This is a genomic window from Streptomyces sp. NBC_00859, assembly GCF_045161865.1.
Lineage (GTDB): Bacteria > Actinomycetota > Actinomycetes > Streptomycetales > Streptomycetaceae > Streptomyces.
This window is the reverse complement of the sequence record NZ_CP108826.1, coordinates 6,610,211-6,626,345: the sequence shown is the minus strand read 5'-3', so window position 1 is coordinate 6,626,345 and position 16,135 is coordinate 6,610,211. Positions and strand designations below refer to the sequence as shown.

The window sequence follows — 16,135 nt, the reverse complement described above, 5'->3', positions numbered from 1 at the left end:
CATCCTCCGCCACATCCGCTGCGGGAACCTGTCGGCGCAGCCGGACCTCCGCGCTCTCAGCCCGCGTGAAGGACCCGGAAACGACCGGGTTCCGCCGGATCACGGTCGACGACCTGGACCGGCGGCCAGGCCCACTGGCGGACGCTGATGCCTGGCGTACGGGAGAACCGGATCTCCCCGCGGGTGCCTTCGACCGCGATGCGCCTCCAGGATTCGGCGGTACACGCCCGGTCGGCGCCGTGGGAACGCAGCATCTCGGCCAGGACGACGACGCTGTCGTAGCCCTCGAAGGCGACGAACGAGGGCGCTTCGGCCAGCCGCTCGGCAAGGGCAGCCCCGACTCGCGCGCCGAGTGGGCCGAGACGCTCCGGCAGGTAGCGCAGGAACGGGATCGCGGCGCCGTCCTCACCGAGCGAGTCCGCCCATTCGGCGAACTCCGGTTGCCCCGCCGGGGCACCGATCATGATCCCGGCGAGGCGCGGGTCGCGGCGGACGGACCTGACGACCGACACCGCCGGTTCAGGATGGCCGACCAGCAGGAGGAGGGCTGTGGCGCGATGGGCGGCCACTTGGTCGCACACGGCCGTGGGGCTGAGCGCGCGCATGTCGAGTTCGATGACGGTGCCGCCGCGCGGAGCGAGGCAGTCCCGCAGGATGCGGGTCCCTGATGACCAGTAGACACTCGGCGCGGCTGCCACCGCGATACGGCTGTGACCCGCGCCGAGGAGGAAGTCCGCGTAGATCTGCCAGCCGTGGGACTGCGCCGGGGCGAGGCGCGCCACCCATTCCGTCGGCTGTTCGGTGAGCGCGTCGATCACCGCTGACGAGCAGAGGAACGGCAGACCGAGGGCATCGGCCCTGGAGGCAGCGGCGCGTGCGACGACGCTGTGATACTCCCCCACCAAGGCAGCCACACCCGACCCGGCCAGTTCGTCCACGGCCGCCGCGGCCTTCCGCGGGTCAGCCGCGGTGTCCCGGACCACCAGCTCCAGCGGCCTTCCGGCTGTTCCGCCGGCGTCATTGACTTCGCGGACCGCCAATTCGAGTCCAGCGAGCAGGTGCCGGCCTGCCTCGGTCCAGCCGGGCCTGGTCAGCGGAACGAGCGCGCCGATCCGAACGGACGGGCCGCCGGTCCGCTCCACTCCGGGTGGCGATGGCGGGGTGTTCATGCGGTCTCCCTGGTGACGATTGCGCTGTCCGCCCGGATCGCAGCGGGGCAACGCCCGGCCGTACGCGTCCGTCCCGGCGCGGCGGGTGCACCTGGACGGCCGAAGCAGCTTTGCACCAAGGGCTGTTGCGTTGTTTCCCGGGGCCTCGGGCCCCTCGTGTCGCCTCCCGGAGCCGCGGCACCCGCCTCGGCCCGCCACCGGGGCCTTTCGGCAACGCCGCGAGACGCGGTGCGCACTTCACGAGCAGGGCGCGAAGCCGTGGGGGCGACGAGCGGCCATCCGTACGGCGGGCCAGGCACCGTACGGACAGCGGCTCGGGCCACCCGCCCCACGGCGCCGAAGCGGCCCCGGTCAGGTGCGGGCGTAGGCGGCGAGGTGCTCGCCGGTGAGGGTGGAACCGTCGGCCACGAGATCGGCGGGCGTGCCCTCGAAGACGATCCGGCCGCCGTCGTGGCCGGCGCCGGGGCCGAGGTCGATGATCCAGTCGGCGTGCGCCATGACCGCCTGGTGATGCTCGACGACGATCACCGACTTGCCGGAGTCGACGAGCCGGTCGAGCAGGCCGAGCAGCCGTTGCACGTCGGCGAGATGGAGACCCGTGGTCGGCTCGTCCAGGACGTGGATGCCGCCTTTCTCCCCCAGGTGCGTGGCCAGCTTGATGCGCTGCCGCTCGCCGCCGGACAGTGTGGTGAGCGGCTGGCCGAGGGTGAGGTAGCCCAGCCCGACGTCTGCGAGCCGCCCCAGGATCCGGTGAGCGGCCGGAAGCTTCGCCCCGCCTCCCCCGAAGAACTCCTCGGCCTCGGCCACCGGCATCGCGAGCACCTCGCTGATGTCCTTGCCGCCGAGCCGGTATTCGAGCACCGATGCCTGGAACCGCTTCCCCTCGCACACCTCACAGGGCGCGGCGACACCGGCCATCATCGCGAGGTCCGTGTAGATGACGCCGGCGCCGTTGCAGTTCGGGCAGGCGCCCTCGGAGTTGGCGCTGAACAGCCCCGGCTTCACGCCGTTCTCCTTCGCGAACGCCTTGCGGATCGGGTCGAGGAGTCCGGTGTACGTCGCCGGGTTGCTCCGCCGCGAACCGCGGATCGCGCCCTGGTCGACCGTCACCACACCGTCCCGCCCCGACACCGAGCCGCGGATCAGCGAGCTCTTGCCCGAGCCCGCGACCCCGGTGACGACGACGAGGACACCGAGCGGGATGTCGACGTCGACATCCCGCAGGTTGTGCGTGGCCGCGCCGCGGACCTCCAGAACCTCCGACGAGGTCCGGACCTCCCGCTTGAGGACCGCCCGGTCGTCGAGATGGCGGCCGGTGATCGTGTCGCTCGCCCGCAGCCCGTCGACGGTCCCCTCGTACATGACGTCACCGCCCTCGGTCCCGGCCCTCGGGCCGAGGTCGACGACGTGGTCGGCGACGGCGATCACCTCCGGCTTGTGTTCCACGACGAGCACCGTGTTGCCCTTGTCCCGCAGTTGCAGCAGGAGTTCGTTCATCCGCTCGATGTCGTGGGGGTGGAGCCCGATCGTCGGTTCGTCGAACACGTAGGTGACGTCGGTGAGTGACGATCCGAGGTGACGGATCATCTTGGTGCGCTGCGCCTCGCCGCCGGAGAGTGTGCCCGACGGCCGGTCGAGCGAGAGGTAGCCCAGCCCGATCTCCACGAACGAGTCGAGCGTGTGCTGCAACGTGGCGATCAGCGGCGCCACCGACGGCGCGTCGAGGCCGCGGACCCAGTCGGCCAGGTCACTGATCTGCATGGCGCAGGCGTCGGCGATGTTGATCTTGTTGAGCTTCGAGGACCTCGCCTCCTCGCTGAGCCGGGTGCCGTCGCACTCCGGGCAGACGGTGAAGGTGATCGCCCGCTCCACGAAGGCGCGGATGTGCGGCTGCAGCGCGTCGACATCCTTGGACAGCATCGACTTCTGGATCTTCGGGATCAGCCCCTCGTAGGTCAGGTTGACGCCGTCGACCTTGATCCTGGTCGGCTCCTTGTGGAGCAGGTCGGCGAGCTCCCTCCTGGTGAACTTCCTGATCGGCTTGTCCGGGTCGAAGAAGCCGCAGCCGCCGAAGATCCGGCCGTACCAGCCGTCCATGCTGTAGCCGGGGACGGTGAGTGCCCCCTCGTTGAGCGACTTGCTGTCGTCGTACAGCTGGGTGAGGTCGATGTCGTTGACCGTGCCCCGCCCCTCGCAGCGTGGGCACATCCCGCCCAGGACACTGAAGCTCCGCCTCTCCTTCACCGCGCGGCCGCCGCGCTGGACGGTGACGGCACCCGCCCCCGAGATCGAGGCGACGTTGAAGGAGAACGCCTGGGGCGAACCGATATGGGGCTTGCCGAGCCGGCTGAAGAGGATGCGCAGCATGGCGTTGGCGTCGGTGGCGGTGCCGACGGTGGAGCGCGGGTCGGCACCCATCCGCTCCTGGTCGACGATGATCGCTGTCGTCAGCCCGTCGAGTACGTCCACCTCGGGCCGGGCGAGCGTCGGCATGAAGCCCTGCACGAAGGTGCTGTAGGTCTCGTTGATCAGCCGCTGCGACTCCGCGGCGATCGTGCCGAACACCAGGGAGCTCTTTCCCGAGCCGGAGACGCCGGTGAACACCGTCAGCCGGCGCTTCGGGATCTCGACACTGACGTCCTTCAGGTTGTTCACGCGAGCGCCGTGGACACGGATCACGTCGTGGCTGTCGGCAGCGGGCAGCGCGGGCACTCGCGTGTTCTTCCTGGTGGCCATGCTCTTCGTGTCTCCATCTGTGCGGCGGGGCTGCGTGTGGGGCGGAGCGGCTTGCGCGGCCTGTCACCGGCCCGGATGCCGTCACGCTAGCCGCGGCCGGACGGCCGCGCTTCTCGATTCCTGACCGGTACCGGGGCCGCGCCCCGGTGTACGACGCGTTCTCCGGTGCACGACACGTTCTCCCGCCCGCCTCCGGGCGCCGTGGGAAACTGGCCGGGTGACACGGCAGGATCTCGACGACCTCGTCCGGCTTCGGCGGGCCCGCGACCGGATGGACCGCGACTACGCCGAACCCCTCGACGTCGCGGCGCTCGCGCACGGCGCCCTGATGTCGCCCGGCCACTTCTCCCGCAGCTTCCGCGCCGCTTTCGGCGAGACGCCCTACAGCTATCTGATGACCCGCCGTATCGAGAGGGCCGCGGCGCTGCTGCGGCGTGGCGATCTGTCCGTCACCGAGGTCTGCTTCGCTGTCGGGTGCATGTCGCTGGGGTCGTTCAGCTCGCGCTTCACCGAACTGGTCGGCGAGAGCCCGAGCAGCTACCGGGCCCGGAGCCATGACCCCGGTGACGCCGTCCCGGCCTGTATGGCGAAGATCCATACGCGGCCGGTCAGGAACCGCCCCCCGGGCGGCGAGCCCTGCTGACGGCCTGCCGCCACTCGTGCGAGCGCGGAGCGCCGTCAGCCGGCCGCCCGAGGTCCTGGGCGGCCGGTGCTGACACGTTTACTACTGGCCGGTAGGGTCGAGGCCCCGAGGAACGGAGCCACCATGGCCCGCACATTCTCAGTGTCCGGCAGCGTCGTGGTCGACGCCTCACCCTCCGCGGTGTACGAGCAGGTCAGCGACCCCGCCCTGATGGGCCGGTGGAGCCCGGAGAATCTCGGGGCGACACTGCACGGCACAGGTGGCGGCGCGTTCGTCGGCATGGCCTTCGACGGGCACAACAAGCGCGGGGCCTTCCGCTGGACCACACGCTGCACGGTGACAGCGGCCGACCCCGGCGAGCGGTTCGCGTTCCGGGTGCACGCAATCGGGATCAGGCGGCCGCGGCTGCGGGGGCCCATCGCCACCTGGGAGTACCGCTTCGAGAGTGCCGGTACGGGCACGAAGGTCACCGAGACCTGGACGGACGACCGGCGCTCCTGGCCGGACTTCGCGGCCAACGCCTTCGACCGGATCGCTACGCGCGGGCACGTATTCGCCGTGTTCCAGCGCAAGAACATCGGGACCACGCTGCGCAACCTCAAGGCGGCCCTGGAAGCGCCCACGGTGTGACGTCGGCCGGCCCGCGGCGCCGCCGCCGCGGCGCCCGGCGAGTGCGTGTGGTCGGATGGGGAGAACTGTCCTGATGCCCAGCTGTGGAGTGAGGCGTACGGAATGCCCCAGGAACCCTTCCGCATCCCGGATCTGACGTCCCGGCCCTTCCGGCTGACGACCACGCGCACCATGGGGGCCGCGCCCGGCGTCCTCTACCTGGCCTGGACCGAACACATCGACCAGTGGTTCGCCGCACCCGGTTCGGTGCGGATGACAGCCGAGCAGGCCGAGCCCTTCTTCTTCGAGACGGAGTACGCGCCCGAGCCGGACGGCCCGGTGACCCGGCACCCGCACTACGGCAGGTTCCTGCGGCTGGAGCGGGACCGGCTGGTCGAACTCACCTGGGTCACAGGAGCCGGTGGCACCGAAGGCGCCGAGACCGTCGTCACCGTCGAACTCGCACCGGAGGGCGACGGCAGCGTCCTTACGCTCACCCACGCCGGCTTCGTGGACGAGGAGTCCTGCGACCGCACCGCCGACGCGTGGCCCCTGGTCCTCGACCAGCTCGACCTGCGCACCGCACCGGCCGGCTGAGACCACGGCACGGGGCGGCCGGTTCAGCCCGTGACCGGGCGTGACAGCCCCCCGCACGTCAGCACGCGGCCGCCTCGAGACGCAGGCTCCAGCGCCCCGGCATACCGGTCAGGGTCACTGTCGAGAGTGGCCGGACATCGACGTTCCAGTACGTCGACGGCGGCGCTCCGAGCGCGTAGACCAGGGCGGCCCGGACAACGGACGGCTCGGCGACCGCGACGATGGACCCGTCGCACGGGGGCCGGGTCTCCAGCCAGCCCCCTATCCGCGAGATGAACCCCAGCAGTGATTCACCGCCGTGTGGTGCCGAGCGCGGGTCGGAGAGCCAGACATCGACGGCCCCGGGTTCACGTGCGGCCACCTCCGCCAGGGTGAAGCCGCGCCACCGGCCCATGTCGCAGTCGCTCAGCGCGGGCTGGAGCAGCGGCGCGAAACCGAGTGCGTCACCGGTGGCGCGGCTGCGGGCGGTGGGCGAGCAGTAGCGCAGCTCGGCCGCGGCCAGCGGGACGAGGAAGCCCGCCGAGAGCTGCACTTCGTGCCAGCCGGCCCGGTCGAGTGGCCGGTCGTCGTCGAAGCGCTCGGCGAGCCGGGAGGAACTGCGCGCGGCGGCGACCAGCGTGACGCGGGTGCTCATGGCCGCGATCGTGCGACTGAATCCATGACGGGTCAAGAGGTGGCGGCGACCCGGCTCACGGGAGCGGGGTCCCGTCGGCCGGGATCCGACTCTCCGGGCAGCATCCGGACCGGCGGGTCGCACGCACACCCCTGACGCGGTCCGCCCCGGCTCAGCCGAACACCTCGTCGCACGCCGTACGCAGCCGCCGTACACCTTCGGTGATCTCACTCCCACCGGCCACCCCGGCGAAGCTCAGCCTCAGATGGGGGGCGGGTGGTTCGGCGGAGAAGTAGGGGCGCCCCGGAGCTACCGCGACTCCGGCGCGAAGGGCAGCCGCGACCACCGCGGCCTCGTCCGAGCCGTCGGGCAGCCGCAGCCAGAGGTGGTAGCCGCCGGTGGGGACGTACGGGAGGTCCAGTTCGGGGAGACTGCTGCGGAGTGCGCCGGCGAGTGCGTCCCTGCGGGCCCTCAACTGCCCTGCGACCGAGCGCAGATGACGGTTCCAGGCGGGCGATCCGACCAGCTCGATCGTGGCCTCCTGGAGCGGGCGGGGAACGAAGAAGCTGTCGACCACCTGGATCGACCGCAGCCGTTCGAGCACCGGGCCGCGAGCGGCCATCACACCCACCCGCAGACTCGGCGAGGTCGCTTTGGTGAGCGAGCAGACATGGACGACCGCACCGTCGTGGTCGTCGGCCGCCAGCGGCCTCGGGAGCGGCCCGGCGTCCTCGTGGACGAGTCTGCGGACGAAGTCGTCCTCGACGACGAACGCCCCCGCTTCCCGGGCGATGCGCAGGACTTCCGGTCGGCGCGCGTCGCTGAGCACCGCGCCGGTCGGGTTCTGGAAGAGCGGCTGGCAGACGAAGACCCGGGCCCCGGTGGCGCGGAACGCGTCGGCGAGCAGTCCGGGGCGCACCCCCTCGGGATCCACCGGCACCGGCACCGGCCGCAGCCCGGCCGCACGGGCCACGGCCAGCATGCCGGGATAGGTCGGGGATTCGACGAGTACGGGGGCGCCGGGCGGGGCGAGGGCGCGCAGTGCCGTACTGAGGGCGCTCTGCCCGCCCGCGGTGACCAGGCAGTCGGCCGCGGTGACCGGACCGCCGATCCCCCGGGCGAACCACTCGCGCAGCTCGGGGATCCCGTCCACGGGCGGCCTCCCCCACGCGCCTGGCCTGCGGCCCGCCCTGGCGAGAGCGGCGCCCATGGCCTGCTCCGGCTGGAGCGAGGCGTGCAGATACCCGCCGTTGAACTCGATGACGCCGGGCGGCGGCACGGCGAGTGTGACCAGCACCCCGGATGCGTCCACCGCGCGGGGAGCTGCGTCCGACGCGCCGTGGGCGCTGAGCGCGATCTCCTGCCAGGAGGTGTCGCCGGGTCCGGGCAGCTCCGTGCGCGGCCGGACGCGGAACGCCCCAGCGCCCGGACGGGTCACCACTAGGCCCTCGGCGGCAAGCTGGGCGAGCGCCCTGGAAACCGTCACCGGGCTGACACGGTAGGCCTCGACCATGGCACGACTCGATGGCAGCTTTCCATCAATTGGATAGCGGTCGAGCTCGTCTTTCAGCAGTTTTGCCAGATCAGACACACTGCTACGCTGATACATGACAGTAGATAATAGCGCTACCGCGGATTCACCGATAGCAGTCAGCGGCAGTCACAGAGGTGGGAGCGTCGCGGGAGCGACCGCCCGTCCGGGTCGCAACGGCACCCTGCTCGCCGCTCTCGGTGTCGTCGCCTTCTCACTGACCTTCCCCGCGACCGCCTGGGGGCTGGAAGGCTTCGGGCCCTGGTCGCTCATCTCCGTACGCTGTGTGCTCGCCGCCCTGCCGGCCGGCGCCGCCCTCCTCGCCGTGCGCGCCCACGTTCCGGAAAGGCGCCACTGGGCAGGTCTCGCCGTGGTGGCCGCCGGCGTCGTCGTGGGCTTCCCGCTGCTGACCACGCTCGCACTGCAGACGTCCACGACCTCGCACGCGGCCGTGGTGGTGGGGCTGCTGCCGCTCACCACGGCCGCCTTCTCCGCCGTGCGGACCGGGTCCCGTCCCTCGCGCACCTTCTGGGCCGCCGCCCTGTCCGGAGCCGCCGTGGTGATCGCGTTCACCGTGCAGCAGTCCGGCGGCGCGCTGTCCACGGGTGACATGTATCTCTTCGCGGCCCTGCTGATCTGCGCCGCCGGCTACACCGAGGGCGGACGGCTGGCGCGCGAGATGCCCGGCTGGCGGGTGATCGGCTGGGCCCTGGTCCTCTGCCTGCCGCTCGCGGTGCCGGCCGCGGTCGTGACGTCGGCGCTGGAACCCGTACATCTCACCGGGCACAGCATCGCCGGGGTCCTCTGGGTGGCGGCCGGTTCACAGTTCCTGGGGCTGGTGGTCTGGTACCGCGGCATGGCGGAGATCGGTGTGGCCAGGGCGAGCCAGCTCCAGCTGGCACAGCCACTGCTGACCCTGGTCTGGTCGGTCCTCCTGCTGCACGAGCATCTCCCGGTGGCCGCTCCGGTCGCCGCGGTCGCGGTCCTCGTCTGCATCGCGGTCACCCAGCGATCGAGAACGGTATAGACGGAAAAGTCGGGATTTGCGGAGTGAGCGATTGTTAACCCGGAGGCCCGGTCACCGGCAGGTCGGAGGTAACGTCTGGGGGCCGGGCGGGCGCCGGAACCATACGGGGTACTCGCCCGCGACGATCTGCGAAAGGCTGGATGTGACCGACATCGAACGCGTCGGAGTGGTGGGCTGTGGCCAGATGGGCGCGGGGATCGCAGAGGTCTGCGCCCGCAGCGGCCTTGAGGTGATGGTCGCCGAGACCACTGGCGAGGCTCTGGAAATCGGCCGCACCCGGCTCCACAACTCTCTCTCCAAGGCTGCCGAACGCGGCAAGATCACCGAGGAGGAGCGCGACGCGACGCTCGGCCGACTGAGCTTCACGACCGACCTCGGGGAGTTCGCCGACCGCGACCTCGTCATCGAGGCCGTCGTGGAGAACGAGCAGGTGAAGACGGAGATCTTCCAGGTCCTCGACCAGGTGGTGACCCGGCAGGACGCGATCCTGGCCTCCAACACCTCGTCCATCCCGCTGGTGAAGCTGGCCGTGGCGACCTCCCGCCCCGACCAGGTGATGGGTATCCACTTCTTCAACCCGGCACCCGTGCAGCAGCTCGTCGAGCTGATTCCGGCGCTGACGACGTCCGAGGAAACGGTCAAGCGGTCCGAGGCCCTGGTCCAGGACATACTCGGCAAGCACGCGATCCGCGCGCAGGACCGCTCGGGCTTCGTGGTCAACGCCCTGCTCATCCCTTATCTGCTCTCCGCGATCCGGATGTTCGAGTCCGGCATCGCGAGCCGTGAGGACATCGACAACGGCATGGAGATGGGCTGCGCCCACCCGATGGGCCCGCTGAAGCTCGCCGACCTGATCGGTCTCGACACCGTCGCATCCGTCGCCGACTCGATGTACGCGGAGTTCAAGGAGCCGCTGTACGCCGCTCCCCCGCTGCTGCAGCGCATGGTCGACGCGGGACGGCTCGGCCGGAAGACCGGCTCGGGCTTCTACCCGTACGCCTGACCGGTCCGCGCGGAGAGTGACGGGACCGGGCGTATGCGGGGCGGACGGCGCCCCTGCGCCCGCCCCGCACTCTCCGCGCGGTCACCGGCGGTGAGCGGCTGCCCTGCCGGACAGGGGTCAGCCGCGCCGCAGATGGTGCAGCATCAGCAGCCCCGCCGCCATGTTGGCCGCCGGGACCTCGCCGCGCGCGATCATGTCCGGCACCAGCTTCAGCGGTACCCACTCACGCCGTGAGGACTCGAACGCGTCCTGCGGGGCGCCGGTGCAGGTTCCCTGCTCCGACCAGTAGAGGTGATGCCGGGCGTCCGAGAGCCCGTTGGACGGTTCGACCGTGAGCAGATGGCGCAGCGGGCCCGGCCGCCATCCCGTCTCCTCCTCCATCTCGCGGGCCGCCGCCCCCTCGGCGCTCTCGCCGTCCTCGACCACGCCGGCGGCCAGCTCCCAGCCCCAGCTGTCGGTGATGAACCGGTGCCGCCAGAGCAGCAGCACCTCGTTCCCCTCGTTGACGACGGTTGCCGCCGCCACGGCTCGCAGCCGGATCACGTAGTGGTCGAGCCGGGTGCCGTCAGGGAGCGCGACATCCGCCAGATTGACCTGGAACCAGCGGTTCTTGTACACATTTCGTTCGCTCAAGTTCGTCCACTGCACAGTTCTGCCACCTTCCGACAAGTCGATGGCCATATGGCAGCAGGAGCACGGTCACAGCGGAACGCGCAGCGCCCCATCGATCAGAGCGGCGGCCTCGCCCGCCCGGCCGAAACGGCTCTCCAGCAGGTCGTCGCGTACGCCCCGCAGCCGGTCCCGGAGCCGTCGCGACTCCATCCCCCGTGCCTGGAACGCCATCTCCTCGGCGGTGGCCACACCGCGGTCGGCGTCTCCCTGGCGCAGTTCGATACGGGCGAGCGTCGCCAGCCGGTGGACCCGGCCACGGTCGTGTGCCGGGGCACCGGCGGCGGCGACCGCGTGCGACCTCGCGGCCGGCAGATCGCCCAGCGTCAGCAGCGCCTCGGCCACCTGCACATGGACGAGGCCCGGTTGGACATAGCCGGTCTCGTCGGGTTCGGAGCCCGGTCTGATGCGCCCCGCTGCTGCCTCCGCCCGCCCGATGCAGGCCAGCGCGCTGCCCCCGTCGCCGAGACAGGCGTACGCCTTGGCCTGCATCGCGTGCAGATCACTGCCGAGGGCGGGAGTGAGCGCGCGCCCCGCCGTACGCAGTGCCGCCTCCGCGAAGGCGACGGCCTGCCGGTGTTCCCCCATGAAGAGCGCCTGGTTGACGAGGAGCGCGACGACGTACGCGCCGAGCGCCCGGTCGCCACTGGCCTTGGCGAGCCGCAGCGCCTGGTGGAAGTAACGCTGGGCCAGGCCCTGAGCATCGGAGTCGTAGGCACAGATACCGGCGATGGCCACCAGTCCGCCAGTGGCCCGCAGCAGCTCCCGCCCGGTGGCATCGCCGTACGTGCCGCGCAGCAGCGGAGCCGTCCCGGAGTCGAGGAACCGGACGATACGGGCGCGGGTCGCGACACCGCCCGCCTTCCGGTACATCTGCTCGTAGTGCGTCCTGGCCGCCCGGAGCGTTTCGGTGTCGGCCCGGCCGACCCCGCAACCGCCGCCGCTGCGGGAGACATCGGCGTCCTCGGGCGGGTTCTCCCACTCCCAGACCGGCAGCACCGCGGGCGTCCCGGCCACCGGGGCGTAGCCCAGCAGGTGGGGGCGGTGCTGCGCGTCGGAGCGCCACAGCGCTGCCGCCCGCTCCACGAACCCGCGGAGCGGCGTGGCATGCGCCGGCACGGGCTCACCGGGTACGCCCAGGCCGATGTCGTCGAGCGTGACCGTACGGCGCAGCCGGGCGGCCAGCACCTCGCAGAGCAGGTCGGGCACCTGGCCGCGCGGCCGCTGGCCCTTCAGCCAGCGCGCGACGGCGGTGTGCTCGTACCGCAGGGCCAGACCGCGGGCGGCGCCCGCGTGGTTGACCCGGACAGCGAGGCCCGCATGGGACATCCCGGCCTCGTCGAGCAGGGCGTCGAGCTGGGTGTTCGGCAGCATGTGGGCCCTTCCGGTGACTGGACCGACCGGCGGATGGGGGTGCGGGAGAGCGTACTGGAGCGGGGTTCACACGGGGTGCGAACGGAACACCCCGGCCGGGGCGCCCAGTTCCCTTCCGCCGCGGGACCCCGAGCGCTTGACTGAACTGCCTCCCAGGAGGCGGCCGGGCCGTCGGCTCCCCCTCGTACAGTGCGACGGCCCGCTCCCGGCGCCGCCCGCCCTGCCGGAACTGCCCGGCGCTCCGTGGCAGGACGGGCGGCGCACCCCCCGCGTGCCGCCCCGCGCAGCCGCCCGATCACCCGGGGCGGACGCGGGGAAAGGGCGCCCCTCCCACCCGAACGGGTGAGGGGCGCGCCCGGAGATCATCTGGACACGCCCCTCAGTGGTTCCCGCACGCGGTACGGCTGTTACGCGCCGCGCAGCACCGCCCCGGTACGCTCCGCGGCGAGCGTGACGGCGGCGTCACGCGCGGCCGTGGCCTCGTCGACGGTCAGCGTACGGTCGCCCGCGCGGAAACGCAGCGCGTACGCCAGGGACTTCTTGCCCTCGCCGATCTGCTCACCGGTGAAGACATCGAACAGCCGCAGCGATTCGAGGAGTTCACCGGCGCCCTCGCGCAGCGCCGCCTCGACGTCGACGGCCGGTACCCCGGCGGGAACGACGAGCGCGACGTCCTGGGTCGCCACCGGGAAGGAGGAGATCCGGGGTGCGACGAGCGCGACGGCGGCCCGCTCCAGTACATCGAGCTCCAGCTCCATCGCGCAGCTGCGCTCGGGGAGGTGGAACGCCTTGATGACGCGCGGGTGCAGCTCACCGGCGTGCCCGGCGAGTACTTCCGCGCCGTCGGCAGTGACGTACAGCGCGGCGCAGCGGCCGGGGTGCCACGGCTCGTGCCGGTCGGCGCGGACGATCAGCTCCACACCGGCCTCGCGGGCGACGGTGCGGGCCGCCTCGACGGCGTCCGCCCAGTCGGCCGGGCGGCCCTTGCCCCACCAGCCGGCCTGCTCGCGCGCACCGGCGAGGACGGCTGCGACCCGGCGCGGCTGACGCGGCAGCGCGGCGGTGATCCCGGCGATCTCCTCCTGGGTGGGCCTGCGGTCGACGGGCAGCCGCGCGGGCACGCGCTCCTCGCCCGTCGGCCGGAAGACCAGACCGGTCTCGAACAGCGCGAGGTCGTGCGAGCCGCGTCCGGTGTTGCGCCGCAGCGCGCCGAGCAGGCCCGGCAGCAGCGTGGTGCGCAGCGCGGGCTCCTCGTCGGAGAGCGGGTTGACCAGCTTGACCGTCGCACGGCGCGGGTCGTCGGCGGGGAGCCCGAGCTGGTCGAACGCGGCGTCGCCGGTGAACGGGTAGTTCAGCGCCTCGACGAACCCGGCGCCGGCCAGCGCGCGGCCGGCCCTGCGGTGCAGCCGCTGCCGCTCGGTGAGCCCGCGGCCCGCCGGAGGCCTCGGCAGCGTCGACGGGAGGTTCTCGTACCCCTCGAGCCGGATGACCTCTTCGGCCAGGTCGTTGGGGTAGGCGAGGTCGGGGCGCCAGGACGGCACGGTGACGACGAGTACGTCCTGTCCGTAGACGTCGCAGCCGACCTGCTGGAGCCGGCGTACGACCGTCTCCCGGCCGTACGCGACGCCGGCCACCTTGTCCGGGTGGTCGGCGGGCATCTGGAGGGAGCGCGGCGCCGAGGGCGCGACGACCTCGGTGACGCCGGCCTCGGCGGTACCGCCCGCGAGCAGCACCAGGAGGTCCACGGTCCGCTGGGCGGCGGCCGATGCCGCCTCCGGGTCGACGCCCCGCTCGAAGCGCTTGGACGCCTCGGACGGCAGCTTGTGGCGGCGCGCTGTGCGCGAGATCGAGAGGGCGTCGAAGTGCGCCGCCTCGATGATCACGTCGGTGGTGCCGTGGAGCAGGCCGGTCTCCGGGTCGGCGGTGACATCGGCGATCTCGGTGTTGGCCCCACCCATCACACCGGCGAGACCGATGGGACCCCGGTCGTCGGTGATGACCAGGTCACCGGCGTCGAGCACGCGGGCGGCGCCGTCGAGAGTGGTGAACTTCTCGCCGGGCGTGGCCCTGCGGACGCCGATCGGCCCGTCGATCCGGGTGCGGTCGTAGGCGTGCAGCGGCTGTCCGAGCTCCAGCATCACGTAGTTGGTGATGTCGACGGCGAGCGAGACCGGTCGCATGCCCGCCTTCTGGAGGCGGCGCTGGAGCCAGATCGGGGTACGGGCCTCAAGGTCGAGGCCCGTGACCGTTCGGGCGGTGAAGCGGTCGCAGCCCTGCGGGTCGGCGATCTGCACCGGGTAGCCGAAGGCGTTGGGCGGCTCCACGTCGAGCAGCGCCGGGTCGCTCAGCGGCAGGCCGTAGGCGGTGGCGGTCTCCCGTGCGACGCCGCGGATCGACAGGGCGTAGCCGCGGTCGGGTGTGACGGCGATGTCGAGGACCTCGTCGACCAGTTCGAGCAGCGCGATGGCGTCGGTGCCCGGCTCGTGTCCGGCGGGCAGCACGATGATGCCGTGAGTCCCGTCGTCGCCCATGCCGAGCTCGTCGCCCGAGCAGATCATGCCGTGCGACGTCTTGCCGTACGTCTTGCGTGCGGCGATGGCGAAGTCGCCGGGCAGGACCGCACCGGGGAGCACCACGACGACCTTGTCGCCGACGGAGAAGTTCCGGGCGCCGCAGACGATCTCCTGCGGCGCGCCGGTGCCGTTGGCGGCGCCGACGTCGACCGTGCAGAAGCGGATGGGCTTCTTGAAGCCCTCCAGCTCCTCGATGGTCAGTACCTCTCCGACGACCAGCGGGCCCTTGAGGCCCGCGCCGGTCTGCTCGACGGTCTCGACCTCGAGGCCGACGCCGACCAGCTTGGCCTGCACGTCACGGCCGGTCTCGGTGGCGGGGAGATCGACGTACTCCCGCAGCCAGGAAAGCGGGACCCGCATCAGATCTCCATCCCGAACGGCCGGGTGAACCGGATGTCACCCTCGACCATGTCTCGCATGTCTTCGACGTTGTGGCGGAACATCAGCATCCGTTCGATGCCGAACCCGAAGGCGAATCCGCTGTACTTCTGGGGGTCCACACCGCAGGCGGTGAGCACCTTGGGGTTGACCATGCCGCAGCCGCCCAGCTCGATCCAGCCCTCGCTGGAGCAGGTACGGCACGGGCGGTCGGGGTTGCCCACCGACGCGCCGCGGCAGACGTAGCACTGCATGTCCATCTCGGCGGACGGCTCGGTGAACGGGAAGTAGTTCGGGCGCAGCCGGGTCGTCATGTCCTGGCCGAAGAGTGCCTGCACCATGTGGTCCAGGGTGCCCTTGAGGTCGGCCATGGTCAGGCCCTCGTCCACGGCGAGCAGCTCGATCTGGTGGAAGACCGGGGTGTGCGTGGCGTCCAGCTCGTCGGTGCGGTAGACCCGCCCCGGGCAGACGACGTAGACGGGCGGCTCGCGGTCGAGCAGCGTGCGTGCCTGGACGGGTGAGGTGTGGGTCCGCAGCACGACCCCGGACTCGTCGCCGTCGGTGCCCTCGGGGCCCTGGACGAAGAACGTGTCCTGCATCTGCCGGGCCGGGTGGTCGGGCGTGAAGTTCAGGGCGTCGAAGTTGAACCACTCAGCCTCGACCTCGGGGCCCTCGGCGATCTCGTAGCCCATGGCCACGAAGATGTCCGAGACCCGCTCCATGAAGGTGGTCAGCGGGTGGCGGGCGCCGGCGGGTGTGCGGTCGTAGGGCAGCGTGACGTCCACTGCCTCCTCGACCAGGACCCGCTCGTCCCGCTCGGTCTCCAGCTCCGCCTGGCGGGCCGCGAGCGCCTTGTTCACCGCGCCGCGCGCCATGCCCACGCGCTTGCCCGCGTCGGCCTTGGCCTGCGGCGGCAGCGCGCCGATCTCGCGGTTGGCGAGCGCCAGCGGCGAGGTGCCGCCGGTGTGCGCGGTCTTCGCGTGCGCGAGCGCGTCGAGGTCGCCCGCGGTGGCGAAGGCGGCGAGCGCCTCGCTCCGCATCCGCTCGATCTCTTCCGGTTTCAGTGCCTCGACCTCAACAGGGTCGTACGACTTGTTCGGTGCCGACATCTCTTCCCGTACTTCCGATTTCTGGCTGAGGCGACCTGCTCGCCGACAGCGACGTCAAGGACGCAAACGTGCCAAAGGTCGATTCTAGAGGTCGCGCGGGGCGG

13 protein-coding genes are annotated in these 16,135 nt (G+C 71.8%); 5 read left to right on the top strand and 8 right to left on the bottom strand.

The genetic code is table 11. The annotated features are described in order from the left end of the window. Positions 1-56: 56 nt before the first annotated feature. Both OG584_RS29160 and OG584_RS29155 read right to left on the bottom strand, forming a co-directional pair. Complete coding sequence (locus OG584_RS29160) at positions 57-1,169, bottom strand: ABC transporter substrate-binding protein (RefSeq protein ID WP_405782284.1); 1,113 nt, start codon at positions 1,167-1,169, stop codon at positions 57-59. A 351-nt stretch (positions 1,170-1,520) separates the two neighbouring features. Next, entirely contained in the window at positions 1,521-3,905 is a 2,385-nt protein-coding gene (locus OG584_RS29155) for an ATP-binding cassette domain-containing protein (RefSeq protein WP_405782282.1), read from the bottom strand. A 217-nt stretch (positions 3,906-4,122) separates the two neighbouring features. On the opposite strand from OG584_RS29155, the gene OG584_RS29150 reads away from it, so the two are divergent. The 3 genes from OG584_RS29150 (at position 4,123) to OG584_RS29140 (ending at position 5,754) form a co-directional block, all read left to right on the top strand. After that, on the top strand, positions 4,123-4,548 hold the full coding sequence (locus tag OG584_RS29150; protein ID WP_405782280.1) for a helix-turn-helix transcriptional regulator: 426 nt from the start codon (positions 4,123-4,125) through the stop codon (positions 4,546-4,548). 123 nt (positions 4,549-4,671) lie between these two features. Next, entirely contained in the window at positions 4,672-5,178 is a 507-nt protein-coding gene (locus OG584_RS29145) for an SRPBCC family protein (protein ID WP_405782278.1), read from the top strand. 102 nt (positions 5,179-5,280) lie between these two features. After that, the gene (locus OG584_RS29140) at positions 5,281-5,754 is read left to right on the top strand and encodes an SRPBCC domain-containing protein (protein ID WP_405782276.1); all 474 of its coding nucleotides are present in this window, start codon (positions 5,281-5,283) and stop codon (positions 5,752-5,754) included. Between the two features lie 58 nt (positions 5,755-5,812). Here the strand turns inward: OG584_RS29140 and OG584_RS29135 are convergent, their stop codons facing one another. Beyond that, positions 5,813-6,388, bottom strand: a complete 576-nt coding sequence (locus OG584_RS29135) for a histidine phosphatase family protein (RefSeq protein ID WP_405782274.1) — start codon at positions 6,386-6,388, stop codon at positions 5,813-5,815. Positions 6,389-6,539: 151 nt separating this feature from the next. Next, complete coding sequence (locus OG584_RS29130; RefSeq protein ID WP_405782272.1) at positions 6,540-7,976, bottom strand: PLP-dependent aminotransferase family protein; 1,437 nt, start codon at positions 7,974-7,976, stop codon at positions 6,540-6,542. Here OG584_RS29130 and OG584_RS29125 point away from each other — a divergent pair. Continuing rightward, positions 7,975-8,925, top strand: coding sequence for a DMT family transporter (locus OG584_RS29125; RefSeq protein WP_405782271.1), 951 nt, complete (start codon positions 7,975-7,977; stop codon positions 8,923-8,925). The two genes, OG584_RS29130 and OG584_RS29125, sit on opposite strands and share 2 nt — an antisense overlap. A 142-nt stretch (positions 8,926-9,067) precedes the next feature. Further along, positions 9,068-9,928 (top strand): 3-hydroxybutyryl-CoA dehydrogenase, encoded by an 861-nt coding sequence (locus tag OG584_RS29120; RefSeq protein ID WP_405782269.1) that lies wholly within the window; start codon positions 9,068-9,070, stop codon positions 9,926-9,928. A gap of 117 nt (positions 9,929-10,045) precedes the next feature. Here the strand turns inward: OG584_RS29120 and OG584_RS29115 are convergent, their stop codons facing one another. The 4 genes from OG584_RS29115 to pheS all read right to left on the bottom strand — a co-directional run bounded on the left by OG584_RS29115 (position 10,046) and on the right by pheS (position 16,031). Further along, on the bottom strand, positions 10,046-10,576 hold the full coding sequence (locus OG584_RS29115) for an NUDIX hydrolase (protein ID WP_405782268.1): 531 nt from the start codon (positions 10,574-10,576) through the stop codon (positions 10,046-10,048). 51 nt (positions 10,577-10,627) lie between these two features. Further along, the gene (locus OG584_RS29110) at positions 10,628-11,971 is read right to left on the bottom strand and encodes a transcriptional regulator (protein WP_405782266.1); all 1,344 of its coding nucleotides are present in this window, start codon (positions 11,969-11,971) and stop codon (positions 10,628-10,630) included. 407 nt (positions 11,972-12,378) lie between these two features. Then, complete coding sequence (gene pheT / locus OG584_RS29105) at positions 12,379-14,904, bottom strand: phenylalanine--tRNA ligase subunit beta (RefSeq protein WP_405782264.1); 2,526 nt, start codon at positions 14,902-14,904, stop codon at positions 12,379-12,381. Continuing rightward, on the bottom strand, positions 14,904-16,031 hold the full coding sequence (gene pheS / locus OG584_RS29100) for a phenylalanine--tRNA ligase subunit alpha (RefSeq protein ID WP_405782262.1): 1,128 nt from the start codon (positions 16,029-16,031) through the stop codon (positions 14,904-14,906). The genes pheT and pheS overlap by 1 nt, the downstream gene beginning before the upstream one ends. Between the last annotated feature and the right edge of the window lie 104 nt (positions 16,032-16,135).